The following is a 13,923-nucleotide window of genomic DNA, read 5'->3' on the forward strand; positions in this document are numbered from 1 at the left end:
TTTTATTTTTAATGATAACTATCTTAAACCTAACATCTTGCTTAATTGCTTTTCTTTTGTTTCTATTGCCCCCATCGGACAAAGTTCTTGACAACAGAAACAGCGGATACATTTACTATAGTTCCACTTTGGAATTAATTTATCATTATGCTTTTTAAAAGTAATGACATTAGGCTTTTCAGGACATACCTCAGCACATCTTTTGCAACTTACGCATTTTTCTGCAATTACAATTGGATCAGGAGCTGCTAAAGATACCGCTAATTTATTTACAGATGGAGTAATAAAGTTAACTACCCTTGCGCTACGGGATAATTTGAAATCTTTACACTTCATATCCTCGATTTTTTCACCAAGAACCTCTATTTCTTCAGGAAGTACAGCGCCCCACTTTGTTTCATGGGCAACCTTTAAGAACGGTACGGCTAGTACATTATCATAACCAATCAGCCTAACCGCTGTTGAATCAACCGCTGTGAGACATTTCCCCATTATTATAGTGTCCATCTTTTTAGCAGTTCCATTTCTAGGACCATTGCCTTCCATTGCAAGTATACCATCAAGTATAGCAAAGCTTGTCTTTACAACAGAGTTTAAATCTAAAAGCATTTTACTGAAATTAATAGCATTTGGTGATTTTGTATGCCATTGAGCTTTTTTAGAACCAGGTACACATCCAAATTGGTTTTTTACAGCTCCAGTATAATACATCATCGCATGAGTCTTTAGTTTTGGAAGAGTTATAACTACATCAGCCTCATAAGGCGCCCTAGCAATGTTCCAGAACTTATACATTATAGGATTATCCAGCTCTACATGGACTTCATCACTAAAATCAACGAACTTAACTCCATATCTTTCAGCAACCTCCATAAGCCCTGATTGTTCAGCAGCCTTTCTATTATTATCAGAGGCCGGTGAATCTCCAAAAGCTATATCATCAGTATATTCCTTAACAATTCTTATAACTGCTTCAAACACGGCATAATGAGTTATTACGATAGAACCTTTTTCAACCACACTTAGAAAATTAGGTTTCAATAAGACTTTACTGTTTTTAGGTATTAGTTTTCTCAAAAAAGAACTTCCACCTAATAATTCAAAACCTTCTCTTAATGTTTTTTCAATGGCATCAACGTTATATTCTGTACATTTTAATAAAGCAACCTTTTCCATAACATCACCCTTTTATAATTATTCTAGAATATGTTTAAGAGTATTGATTTCCTTAATTTCCTCATCTTTACATTATATCATATATTTTTTATACCATATAAACAATTTATATTAAATAACAAATTTCCACATCTCACATCACCATAAAGAACTGCCATTTAATATAGTTGTATTCTATTGTCATTACTAGTTATTGCTTTACAATTCTTAAATTACATAGTTTATATTAAATTAAAGTAGTGCTTTATCTATAAATTAAATAGAACTTATATGAAACCTACTGTTAACAATTATATTAACAAGCAGAACTTCTCATTATTACACTACTAGAATAATCTGTATACATAATTGTTTGCGATTGACATTTTAACACTATTTTACATTAATTAAATTGACATATATTAATATTTTTGTTACAATAATACATATAATCAATACTTAAATCCTATAACAACTTAAGGAAGAATACTTAGTTAATTTCAAATAATACCAATTTCTTTAAAACATTTCCCCAAAGAGAATTTAGCTTTAATAAACCACTCAAGTAGTAAATCTTATTTCTTATTCTTTACCATTATATAAATCGTTTTCTCTTAATGACTTATATATTTCAATTATAAAATCCATCTAAAGCTGTTTCGGCTACAAAACCTCTAAGCTTATTGTCAACTCAAAATAAGTTGATAATATAGACATTAATCTATTTGGTTCCCGATAAATAAAACATCTATAAAAAAGTAACAGTTTCAATTCTATAGTTTACATTCTAATATTTATAACATTACCTAATATCCATGAATATTCTCTCTTCAGTAAAATCCATTTTTTAAATCAAAACATTGCCTACCCTAGTAAATAAAATTATTCACAAATCTACTATTAATAAAATAATAAGGATGTGTTAAAAATGATTAAAAAGACCTTTATAAAAAAGGCTGCAACCTTTATAGCTATGGCAGCAGTAACCGTTACTACTCTTGCAGTAGCACAGCCACTTAAAGCATCAGCTGCAGTCGTTTCTGGACAAACCTATAAAATCATTAATGTAGGTAGTGGTAAAGCACTTGATGTATATGCTGCTGGAACTGCTAATTATACTAATGTTGATATTTACACTGATAATGGAACCGCAGCTCAACAGTGGAATATAGTAGCTAATTCAGATGGAACATATAAGATAATTAATAAGAATAGCTGGAAGGCACTAGATGTATACGCTGCCGGAACTGCTGATTATACTAATGTTGATATATATGATGACAACGGTACTGGTGCACAAAAATGGAGACTTGTATCAAACAGTGATGGATCCTATAAGATTATCAATGCTAATAGCAATAAGGCACTTGATGTTTATGCTGCTGGTAATGCTGATTATACTAATGTTGATATATATACAGACAACGGAACTGCAGCACAAAAGTGGAATATAGTTCAAGTTGGAGGTAGTACTTCTACTGTAACAAAGCCAGGTGAGGTTCCAAATGATATTTGGACATACACAATTAATGCTGACAAAGTATATGGTAATACTGGTGATTTTGCTTTATTATTATGTGCTGTTATTAAAAAGGAAAGTGCTTTTGGAGCAGGCTTAAGTGGTAGTCCCTCTTCAGGTGATGGGTTAATGCAAGTAGAACCAAATACTAGAAATGCTTATGCTTCACAATTCCAAGCAAAATTTGGCCATGCTTATGATCATGGTAGTTACCAAGATCAAGTATACTTAGGCGCATTGATTTTAAACGCTAATATAGTTCAATTTGGTAGTGTATATAGCGGTTTATTACACTATAATGGAGGACCAAACTGGTATCCAGGTGCAACAGATTCTTATGGTCGTCCAATTTTAGCCGATCAATATGCAAATGCAGTTTATGCAACTTATCAAAGCTATGGTGGAAAAAACTAATAAAATTACTTTCATAAATATCCACAGATATAATTGTGGTACAAATTCCCAAAGAATAAAAACAACTTACTGATTTAAGAGTATAATGATATTTTAGGTGTGCTGTTATAAATCTTGGAAATGACTTTAAGCGGGCTTCGAGTTTTCATATCGAAGTCCGCCTTTTTATAGTAAGGTTGCTTTAGTGATTTTTTCTTTCAATCTATATATCTTATTTTAGATAGTCAACTACTTAATTTCAGAACTTAACTTTAACAGGTATAAGTTTAAATTTGCACTTTAAAAAATGGATAATCTTTTACCTTTTCATAATGTTGTCTTAAAAATGTTAAATCTTCATCAGTTAAAGGATTTTTTAAACACTCATCAATATTTTCAACAACAAACGAAAAATTCACAAAATCCCCTGGTGGAACTAAGGCATCAACTCCAAGTGAAAGTGTATATTTCATTGCAGCAAGTCGCAGTTTTTTGTCTTCAAAATCTATTGGTTTACACCAAGACTTTGGAAATGGTGAACTTTCTCTTTCATCCCCATTAAGCCATGCACGTTCTATAAGCTGCTTCATACCAACTAGCCCCATACCTTTTTCTTTCGCCGTCTTACATAACTTTGTTCCCATATCGTGTCCTAGGTTCATATGCCAGTTTAAAGGAAATAGTACTGTATCAAAATCATAAAGTGACATTGCTTTTAAGGCAACAGCTTCATTATGACAGGTAATGCCTAATTTTCTAACCAAACCCTTTTCTTTGGCTTTCACCATCATTTCCATAACTCCACCACTACCAAACGCTTTTTCCACATCTTCTTCCTTACTTAAAGCATGCATTTGATAAACATCAAGATAATCAGTGTGTAGCATACGGAAAGATTCTTCGAATTCTTTTTGTGCATCTACTTTCATTCTGCATGTGGTTTTACAAGCAAGATATATATTTTTGCGATATGGTATAAGGGATTTACCTAACTTTTCTTGTGCATCTTCATAGGATGGAGCCACATCAAAATAGTTAATTCCTCTATCGATTGCCCATGATACATAGTTATCAGAAGCCTCTTGCCCATCTCTCATTGACACTATACCACCGTATATAACTGGAGTAATCTCAAAACCTGTATTACCAAACTTTCTTTTAATCATAAATTCAATACCTCCAACTCTCACTTAAGACCATTAATCCTTTACCTATATATAAAATATACTCCATAGAGTACACTGTAAGTCAATAAAATTTCAGCATGCATTTCGAAAAAAATCTACATTCCAGTAATTAGAGGATGCCACACCTTCACTATAGTTCCAACATTTTCAGTGCTTTGATACTCAAGTCCAAATTCCTCTCCATATGATAATCTTATTCTTTCATTTACATTATAAACTCCAAAACCTAGTTTAATCTCTCCGGGATTTTTACCGTGTAGTACTTTATTTAGTTTTTTCATTCTGTCCTCGCTCATGCCTGCTCCATTATCAATTATTGTGAAACAAAGCTTCTTATCAATTATCTCGCCTTTAATTATTATCTTTCCCTTTCCCCTTTTTTCTTTTATACCATGATATATTGCATTTTCTACTATAGGCTGCAATATAAGCTTGGTCACTTCAAAATTCATCATGTCCTCTTGTATTTTTATCTCATAGTCCAGCTTATCTTCATATCTAACCTTCTGAATAATAAGGTAACTTTCTATATGCATTATTTCATCTCTAACAGTAACTATTTCATTTCCCTTACTAAGCCCTATTCTTAAGAGCGTGGTAAGTGCATTTACTACATCGATAATATCCTGAGCATCATGCTCTTCAGCCATCCATTGAATGGTATCTAAAGTATTATATAAGAAATGTGGTTTTATCTGAGCTTGGAGTATGCTAATTTCTGCTTTTCTTTTACTCTTTTCCTCAGCTTGCACCAAGTGAATTAAATTCTTTATCTCATCAATCATATTATTAAAGGAATTTCCAAGTTCACCTATTTCATCACCGTATTTACTTCTAAAAAATACATTAAGATCTCCTTCCTCAGTTCTTTTCATAAGCTTTCTTAATTTAGTAATAGGATTCACTATGGAACGAGTAAATATCATTGCCAGTATTGCTGCAAGTACAATGGTTAGTATCGCAACTGACAAAGAGTAATATTTAATATACCTCAATGTTTTTGTGCTCTCATCTAAAGGAAATACTCCTACAGTCTTCCACTGAGTATATTCAGATCCCTTGCACATAATCTTATAGTCTTTATTATTTATGTTCTTAACAATTATATTATTTTTTAAATTTCTTACCCACTGATCCTTTATTCTATATACAACTTCATTCACAGGAGTATAAACTATCTCATTATTAGAATCCACTATATACACAAAACCAGTTTTACCAGGCTTAACACTTTCAATTACACTTTTAATTATGTCCAGCTTAATATCAATTAGTATAACCCCTAAACATTTCCCTGTTTTATCATCAATAATGGCCTTACTCATTGATACAACATCATCAGCACAATATTGAAATACATTATTTACATTTCTTCCTACAGGTTTGCTAAAAAGTTGAATTTTATTTGGGTGATCTGCTGCTTCTATATACCATCTTTCATTTATAAGTGGGTCTCTGGATATTCTATACATTATGTCACTTATGTAGAGGTCATTTTTATTCACAACCATAATACCAACAATTTCAGGATGAAAAGGAGTAAAGCCCATTATTGCTTTTGTAACATCATACTCCATTGCTTCAGTGTTTTTCCCATTACTTAGTTCCTTACTATTTAAAAAACTTACTACTCTTGGATCTAAGGACAAAGTATTAATGATATTCTCCATATTTTTCATATAAAAATCTACATTAGTGCTTATTTGCTGAATCATCTGATCAGTATTAACATTTTGAACATCACTTATTGAGTTATTATATATCAAATTACTTACAGTAGTTATTGTTACAACAGGCAATAAGATAACTAGAAGAAAATAAAGCATTAGCTTGTTTCCTATGCTGCTATTAAAAAAAGTAGATACAGAATTTTTCAACATAAATCACCCAATTCAAAATAATATGAATTCCATTTCAAAATTAATAACTATAGATAAACCAGTTCCAAATACAATAAAAATAGACAGTTAAGTTGCAATTAATAGTTAATATAGCTGTTAAACTTACTTTGTTAAATAGAACTGGGATATCTATTCCGCTTAAGCAGATAAACTACTTCAATCCTTAGACTCAAAATAAAGATTTCGATGTTTCTACGAATCTTTATTTTGATAAGTTTCAATAGGAAGTAGTTTATCTATATTGTTCATGCCTAATATAATCATATCCAATTTCACATCATCTTACAATATTTCCCAAGCAATATAAAAAAGTCAGGCCTACTTTTTAAAATAAGCCTGATGTAAATATTAAACACTTCAATCCTAAATCTATTTTCATGTAACAACGGTTTTTCTTTTCTCATTTCTTATCACTATAAACCTTTGAAGAGCTATAAATATGAATAACAGCATTCCAACGGCTATTTTAGTCCACCAAGAATTTAAAGTACCATCAAAAATTATAAGATTTTGAATTACTCCAGTAGTTAAAACACCAAACAATGGACCTATTGCAGAACCAAAACCTCCAGTTAAGATTACTCCTCCTATAACACTGGCAGCAATTGCATCCATCTCAGTTCCATTGCAGTGGAGTCCATAGCCTGAAGAAGTGTAAATAGTATATAATAAGCCTCCAAGAGCCGAGCAGAAACCTGAGAAAGTGTATACCAAAATCTTTGTTTTAGCTACAGGAAGTCCCATAAGTATAGCAGAATTTTCACTTCCTCCTATAGCATATATATTTCTCCCAAACTTGGTATACTTTAATATATATATTGCAGCAATAACCAGAAGTAAACTCACAATAACATTTATAGAAACGAAAGCATTTTGTCCAAGATGTATTCTAAACGAAGCAATATTTGAAAACATAGGATTGTTTATACTTATAGAATCAACACTTATTAGATAAGCTGCACCTCTGGCAAAGAACATACCAGCTAAAGTTATGATCCAAGGATGAAGCTTAAATCTCTGTATTAAATATCCTTGAGTAGTCCCTATCACAATTCCAACAAATAAAACAAATATCATTACTATAATTGGATTAACTCCCTTTTGAAGCAGAGATCCAGTGATCATGCTTACAAAAGCAACCATTGCACCTACAGAAAGATCTATTCCTCCTGTTAATATTGTAAAAGTCTCTCCAATTGTTAGTGCAATCAAATATGAATTATCAATTAAAAGGTTTGAAAAAACTTGGACACTAAAGAAATTATCATACTTTATACCGCCAGCTACAAAAAGCAAGATAAACAACGCAATAGTTGCATAAATAGAGGCATTCCCTTGATTTGGTTTCATACCTGATAAATTAACAGCTTTCATTTTCATATGCCTTTAGCCTCCTTCCTTTGCTGCTAGTAAACTTCATAATTAGTTTCCTAAATTCTTCATTTTGAATAAGACATACTACTATAACTACTATTGCTTTTACCACAAGCGTTGTTTCAGGTGGCACACCCATACTGTATATTGTAGTGGTCAAGGTCTGTATAAACAGTGCTCCAACTACAGTTCCACCGAGATAAAATCTTCCACCATTCATCGAAGTGCCACCAATAACTGTAGCTAATATAGCGTCAAGCTCCATCCAAAGCCCTGCATTATTGGCATCTGCACTCTTTATATTTGAGCATATAATTATTCCAGCTAATCCCGCTAATGCGCCAGTTATTACATAAAGAATAAACTTTACTTTCTTTGCATTTATACCTGAATACCTGCTGGAGGTGCTGTTAATACCTACAGCTTCTACAAATAGACCTAAGGCAGTTCTTCTCATAAGCAGATATATAATTAATATCACTGCTATGGTGATATAAACTGATACTGGAATGAACAAATACCCTGTACCTATAAAAGTAAAAGACTTGTTAGTAAATGTTAATATCTGTCCCTTAGTTATTAATTGAGCAATACCTCTACCTACGATGTATAGTATAAGGGTACCTACCATTGGCTGAACCCCTATATAGGACACAAGCATTCCATTCCACATTCCACAAATTAAACCAGCAGCAATTCCAACTACAACAGCAAGAAAAGTATTACCGCTATAAACAATAATTGTAGCTGCAACTGCTCCGCTTATAGCAATTATAGATCCTACGGAGATATCAATACCTTGTGTCGCAATAACTATTGTCATTCCCAAAGACAAAAGAATTAGTGGTGTAGCTCTATTCAGTATATCAACAAGACTTCCGAAAAGGTGTCCATCTTTTACCTCCAAGCCAAGAAATCCAGGTCTCATTATTAGATTGAAAAGAAGAATTCCTATAAGACATACGAGTGGCCAAAAAATAGAAGAATGATAGATTTTTTTCAACAGATTACTTTGTTTATACTTCTCCACCGCTTAATCCTCCCTTTGCTATTGTCGTCATTATATTGGCTTCCTCTAATTCTTCTCCTTTTAGTTCTCCTATAATATTTCTATCTCTTAAAATCAGTATTCTATCACAGCATTTTACTATTTCAGAAAGCTCTGAAGATATAAATATTATGGTTACTCCTTCACTAGCTAAATCAAGCACGAGCTTCATTATTTCACTTTTAGCACCAACATCAATTCCTCTAGTAGGTTCATCTAGAATTAATAACTCAGGATTAGTTGCAAGCCATCTAGCTAAGATAACTTTTTGTTGATTTCCACCACTAAGGTTATCAATCCTTTGTTCCATACTTGGTGTTTTTATACCTAACATATCGATATACTTCTGTGCAATTTCCTGCTGCTGCTTCATTGGAATATACTTGAAAACTCCACGTTTTGATTGAAGTGCTAAAATTATATTTTCCCGTATGGTGAGCTGTGCAACTATGCCTTCAACCTTTCTGTCTTCTGGACAAAAACCGAAACCTTCTTCAATAGCTCTTTGAGGATATATATATGAATATTCTTTCCCTCTTATTTTGATTTTTCCATGATCAGCCTTATCTATTCCAAATATTAGCCTTGCACTTTCACTTCTACCTGCTCCTAAGAGTCCAGCAAGTCCCAAAACTTCGCCTCTTTTAATCTCAATATTAAAAGGTTGTATACTTCCAACACGTCCAAATGCAGAGGTACTTATTAGATTACCATCAGCGAACTTCTTCTCTTCCTTTTTATTTGAGCTATTCAAAGCTTTAACTTCTTCTATATTTTTTCCAATCATTTTAGATACAAGCTCTAGTCTAGAAAGCTTATCAGCATCATAACTTCCTACCATGTGACCGTTTCTAAGTACAGTTATTCTATCTGATATTCCATATACCTGATCTAAGAAATGAGTAACAAATATAATAGACATTCCTTCATTCTTTAACTTTCTCATAATACTAAACAGTCTCTCAACTTCACTATTATCAAGGCTTGAGGTAGGTTCATCAAGTATAAGTATTCCCCTTGATATATCTACCGCCCTGGCTATGGCAATCATTTGTTGCACTGCCACCGAATAAGATGAGAGCATTCTTTTGACATCTATATTTAGGTTAAGCCTTTCGCTTAACAATTTTTCTGCATTTTTATTTATTTCCTTCCAATCAATACTGCCTGCCTTCATGGGCTGCCTACCAATATAAATATTTTCTGCTACAGTTAGATTTGGACAGAGATTGATTTCTTGATAAACAGTACTTATTCCATGCTGCTGTGCATCATAAGTTGATGCAATCTTAATATCGTCACCGTTTAAAGTTATACTTCCTTCATCTATCTCATAAACTCCTGTAAGAACCTTTATTAGTGTAGACTTCCCAGCACCGTTTTCACCCATCAGTGCATGAATCTCGCCCTTTCTAAGCTGAAAATCAACCTTTGAAAGAGCTTTAACTCCAGGAAAGGATTTACTTATTCCCTTCATACTTAGAACTACACCATCTTCTGCCATATATCTCCCCTCCTTTAAAATAATTAATATAAATACCAAATTTATTAACTTACAATTTTCTGAAATATATCAATGCTACTTAAACAAAATACTATAATTACCTATATATTATTGAAATTGAGGTGTTCTCATCAAAATACCAAGTATTATCTGGAACCATCCTCAATTTCAAGGGGGGCACTTTTAAATTGCTCTATGTTTAATATTATTGTTGAAATTAAAGTATCAAACACGCGATACCTTAATTTCAACTCATTTCCTATGCTTAAACTTAACTTAAGCTTTAAAAGTCCTAATACTTTCTATTTGGAAGTTCTTTCTTAGCTTGATCGCCTACAAAAACACCTTCATTGGATTTTATCCATTTATCTACTGTTTTACCTGCAGCTAAATCTTTTGCAGCTTGTAATATTTGAGGCCCTAGAAGCGGATTACACTCAACAACGCCTGTACTCTTTCCATCTGCTACAGCTTGGAAGGCATCCTTAATACCATCTATAGAAACTATAGCAACGTCTACGCCTGGTTTAAGTCCATATTCTTCTATAGCTTGAATAGCTCCCATTGCCATATCGTCATTATGTGCATAAACTGCTTGAATATTTTTACCTTCTGACTTTAAGAAAGCTTCCATAACTTCTTTACCTTTAGCACGGCTAAAATCACCAGATTGTGATTTTATAACTTTATATCCTGGGTAGTCTTTAATATAATCTGCAAAACCTTTTTGTCTATCATTTGCAGCACTTGCTCCAACAGTTCCTTGAAGCTCAACTATATTTAACTTTGCATCTTTGCCAAACTTGTCAGTCAATATTTTACCTGCACTCTTACCTTCTGCAATAAAGTCTGAACCTATAAAAGTTGAATATAAGGAATCATCACTAACTTTAACACCTCTATCAACCAATATGATTGGAATCTTTGCATCTTTTGCTTCTTTAAAAACAGTATCCCAGCCAGTTTCAACTACTGGTGCAAGGGCAATTACATCAACCTTTTGAGCTATAAAGGATCTTAAAGCTTTTATCTGGTTTTCTTGCTTTTGCTGAGCATCAGAAAATTTAAGTTCAACATTTGAGTCAAGATTAGGTATTTCCTTGATTGAATTAGTTTCAGCAGTTCTCCATCCACTTTCAGCACCTATTTGTGAAAATCCCAAAACTAATTTCTTGCTTGTTGTATTTGCACTTTTGTCTCCACCTGAATTATTTGTACTAGAGCTTCCACAACCAATTGCAACTGTTGCAGTCAAAGCTAAAGTTAATGCTAGTGCTACTAATTTTTTTAATTTCATATCTATTCCCCCATTACTTTGTAATCATTTACAAATTTATTATATAATGTCTCCTATTTTTTGTATTTGTATTAATCAGTAATTTTGTATACTATTTGTACTGAATAAAAAAGTTGATATATCGACTTACTTCAGTGAATTTTTTACGCATCTGCTTTTCTGTATGCATAAAAATCTACCAAAGTAATTGAAATATCTAGATTTAGCCTACTTGGAAATCATATATTTTCTTAAGCGGTAAAAATCACCATAAAATCAAAGACCCTGCATAAATAGAGAGCTTTTCTCTTAAATGCTTGGTCTTTATTATTTAAATATATTTCAAATTGTTGTAACGATACTTAGTGCTTTCTTAATTCAGAAATTCCATTTTGCTGAGATATTTATCTAAGTTCTCCTTTGTTATCTTGTCACTGCCTAGTATAATTTCTTTAGGGATATTTTGTTTTTTATTCAATATTTCAATTGCGTATTTTACAGCATCTTTACCACCAGTCTCGCAAGTAAAGGTTCCTTGAAGAATCCCTTTATCCACTAAGTCGAGGCCGCCATTGGCACCTAGAAGTCCATCTACTCCGATAACTTTAATATTTTTAAGTCCTAATTTATAAGCTGCCCTATACGCACCAAGAGCCATATAATCATTGTGGGCAAAAATAACATCAATATCTTTTTCTTCTGCAAGTATTTCAGAAACCTTATCTTCTGTTTCATCTCTTTGCCATTCACCTATAACAGTCCTGGAAATTTCTATGTTTTTATGATCCTTCAATACTTCTTTGAATCCCTTACTTCTCTCAACCACGGGAGGGGAATTAAGCATACCTTGTACTTCTATAACTTTACCTTGTTTATTACCAATTAGATCTGCTACAAGTTTACCAGCTTGTATACCTATTGATTCATTATCTGGACCAATATACAAAGTATAGTTTGCCCCCTCCACTGGCCTATCTAAAACTATGACAGGAATTCGCTTATATGTTTCTGAAACTAAAGGTGTCAACTTCTTTGAATCATCTATTGCCACTATTAATAAATCAACTCCATAATCCGAAAGCTCTTGTATATCTTTTTTCTGTCTTTCTGAATCGCCTCCGGCATCCTTATAGATTATCTTTAAATTGCTATACTTTTTAGCTTCGTTTATTATTTCCTCATTCATAGATATCCGCCAAGGCTCGGTTAAATTTGCTTGAGACATACCTATTACAAACTCTACTCCTTCAGATTTCTTTGTTCTTCCTACTAAAACAGAAACAAAACATAATATAATTATAAAAATTAATACCATGATTATCTTTTTAGGTATTACTATTTTTCTATCCAATTCCGCTTCCTCCCCTATATTCTGTTGGAGAGATTCCCATTACCTTTTTAAAGGCTTTGCAAAAATAGTGCTGATTACTATAGCCTACCATCTCTGCCACCTGATAAATCTTTATAGTTGGGTCATCCATTATAAATATTGCCTTTTTGATTCTTAGATTAGTTAAATAATCGATGAATGACGACCCTGTTTCTTGCTTTATAATTCTGCTTAAGTAAGATGGATTTGCATTAAATTGCTCTGCAACAACTTCCAGGCTTAAGTCATTAGAAAAATAATTACCTTCTATATACTTTATAGCTAAAAGCACTACAGGCTTAAGCATGGCTTTTTCATTGATAACGTTTACTATAGATTTATAGGCTTGTTTAATTCCAACAATACCATTTGAAATTCTTCTCTGTTCCAGAAGAATATTAAACTTAAGGTGTTTTAATATTTTCTCTTCTATACTAGTACCAATGTTTATCCATTCATAAGGATTATCTATGTTGAAAACTATCATAATATTATCTTCATTATCAACATAATTAAAAATAGGTTCAAAATCTCCCAGTACCTCATAGCATATATTTATTATGGCAAAACTCAGAAGTCTATTATCCCACTTTTTTGATACTACTTCAGTATTAAATCTATCCAAAACCTTTATTATCAATATTCCAACATTATTATCTATATTTATTCTAAGAAATTTTAATTCATTAACAACAGCTTCGAAGGGCATATTTCCACTTAACCAGCTATTTACAAAGCTATGTCTTAAAGTATTTATATTATTATCAAACTGCTTATTAACCCAGTCTAAATAATTTCTCCTATCTCTTACCTTTTTTAATTCCTCAATTGCTCTGGCAATAGCATCCTTAAGACTTTCTTTATTTACAGGCTTAAGAATATAATCAAAAATCTTAAGCTTTATAGCTTGCTGCATATATTCAAACTCATCGTGTCCTGTAATAATTATAATCATACATTCTTTATCAGAAGCTTTTAATTTAGTGATAAGCTCTAACCCATTTAAGAAAGGCATACATATATCTAAGAGAATTATATCTGGACATGTCTTTTGCGCTAAGCTTAAAGCCATTTCTCCATCCTCTGCCTCTCCAACAACTTCAATTTCAAACTGTTCCCATGCTACAGCCTTTCTAATTCCTCTTCTTATTCTTGCCTCATCATCTGCTATCATTAATTTAAACATCTTCTATCTCT

General features: G+C 32.3%; 10 protein-coding genes. 1 reads left to right on the plus strand and 9 read right to left on the minus strand.

Annotated elements, in window-relative coordinates:
- Positions 1 to 18: 18 nt before the first annotated feature.
- Complete coding sequence (locus tag bsdtw1_RS11050) at positions 19 to 1,176, minus strand: DUF362 domain-containing protein (RefSeq protein ID WP_183277625.1); 1,158 nt, start codon at positions 1,174 to 1,176, stop codon at positions 19 to 21.
- Positions 1,177 to 2,083: 907 nt separating this feature from the next.
- Here bsdtw1_RS11050 and bsdtw1_RS11055 point away from each other — a divergent pair.
- Complete coding sequence (locus bsdtw1_RS11055) at positions 2,084 to 3,088, plus strand: RICIN domain-containing protein (protein ID WP_183277626.1); 1,005 nt, start codon at positions 2,084 to 2,086, stop codon at positions 3,086 to 3,088.
- Positions 3,089 to 3,354: 266 nt separating this feature from the next.
- Here bsdtw1_RS11055 and bsdtw1_RS11060 read toward each other — a convergent pair whose 3' ends face one another.
- The 8 genes from bsdtw1_RS11060 to bsdtw1_RS11095 form a co-directional block, all read right to left on the minus strand.
- A complete protein-coding gene (locus bsdtw1_RS11060; RefSeq protein WP_183277627.1) occupies positions 3,355 to 4,233 on the minus strand; it encodes an aldo/keto reductase in 879 nt (292 codons plus the stop codon).
- Positions 4,234 to 4,349: 116 nt separating this feature from the next.
- Positions 4,350 to 6,134: a cache domain-containing sensor histidine kinase gene (locus bsdtw1_RS11065; protein WP_183277628.1), complete on the minus strand. Its 1,785-nt coding sequence runs from the start codon at positions 6,132 to 6,134 to the stop codon at positions 4,350 to 4,352.
- 396 nt (positions 6,135 to 6,530) lie between these two features.
- Positions 6,531 to 7,535: a galactofuranose ABC transporter, permease protein YjfF gene (gene yjfF / locus bsdtw1_RS11070; protein ID WP_183277629.1), complete on the minus strand. Its 1,005-nt coding sequence runs from the start codon at positions 7,533 to 7,535 to the stop codon at positions 6,531 to 6,533.
- Positions 7,516 to 8,559: an ABC transporter permease gene (locus tag bsdtw1_RS11075; protein WP_205245281.1), complete on the minus strand. Its 1,044-nt coding sequence runs from the start codon at positions 8,557 to 8,559 to the stop codon at positions 7,516 to 7,518. The genes yjfF and bsdtw1_RS11075 overlap by 20 nt, the downstream gene beginning before the upstream one ends.
- A complete protein-coding gene (locus bsdtw1_RS11080; RefSeq protein ID WP_183277630.1) occupies positions 8,546 to 10,081 on the minus strand; it encodes a sugar ABC transporter ATP-binding protein in 1,536 nt (511 codons plus the stop codon). The genes bsdtw1_RS11075 and bsdtw1_RS11080 overlap by 14 nt, the downstream gene beginning before the upstream one ends.
- Before the next feature lie 292 nt (positions 10,082 to 10,373).
- Positions 10,374 to 11,378: an ABC transporter substrate-binding protein gene (locus bsdtw1_RS11085; protein ID WP_183277631.1), complete on the minus strand. Its 1,005-nt coding sequence runs from the start codon at positions 11,376 to 11,378 to the stop codon at positions 10,374 to 10,376.
- Positions 11,379 to 11,730: 352 nt separating this feature from the next.
- Positions 11,731 to 12,708, minus strand: a complete 978-nt coding sequence (locus bsdtw1_RS11090; RefSeq protein ID WP_244638151.1) for a substrate-binding domain-containing protein — start codon at positions 12,706 to 12,708, stop codon at positions 11,731 to 11,733.
- Complete coding sequence (locus tag bsdtw1_RS11095; protein ID WP_183277632.1) at positions 12,701 to 13,912, minus strand: response regulator transcription factor; 1,212 nt, start codon at positions 13,910 to 13,912, stop codon at positions 12,701 to 12,703. Before bsdtw1_RS11095 ends, bsdtw1_RS11090 begins: the two co-directional genes overlap by 8 nt.
- Positions 13,913 to 13,923 lie beyond the last annotated feature (11 nt).

Origin of the sequence: Clostridium fungisolvens (assembly GCF_014193895.1) — a bacterium.
GTDB classification, from domain to species: domain Bacteria; phylum Bacillota; class Clostridia; order Clostridiales; family Clostridiaceae; genus Clostridium_AR; species Clostridium_AR fungisolvens.

Bases quoted from the DNA above. Each gene is read 5' to 3' on its own strand.
- bsdtw1_RS11085 (WP_183277631.1), bottom strand. From the start codon at position 11,378: ATGAAATTAAAAAAATTAGTAGCACTAGCATTAACTTTAGCTTTGACT.
- bsdtw1_RS11055 (WP_183277626.1), top strand. From the start codon at position 2,084: ATGATTAAAAAGACCTTTATAAAAAAGGCTGCAACCTTTATAGCTATG.
- bsdtw1_RS11080 (WP_183277630.1), bottom strand. From the start codon at position 10,081: ATGGCAGAAGATGGTGTAGTTCTAAGTATGAAGGGAATAAGTAAATCC.
- bsdtw1_RS11050 (WP_183277625.1), bottom strand. From the start codon at position 1,176: ATGGAAAAGGTTGCTTTATTAAAATGTACAGAATATAACGTTGATGCC.
- bsdtw1_RS11065 (WP_183277628.1), bottom strand. From the start codon at position 6,134: ATGTTGAAAAATTCTGTATCTACTTTTTTTAATAGCAGCATAGGAAAC.
- bsdtw1_RS11060 (WP_183277627.1), bottom strand. From the start codon at position 4,233: ATGATTAAAAGAAAGTTTGGTAATACAGGTTTTGAGATTACTCCAGTT.
- yjfF (WP_183277629.1), bottom strand. From the start codon at position 7,535: ATGAAAATGAAAGCTGTTAATTTATCAGGTATGAAACCAAATCAAGGG.
- bsdtw1_RS11095 (WP_183277632.1), bottom strand. From the start codon at position 13,912: ATGTTTAAATTAATGATAGCAGATGATGAGGCAAGAATAAGAAGAGGA.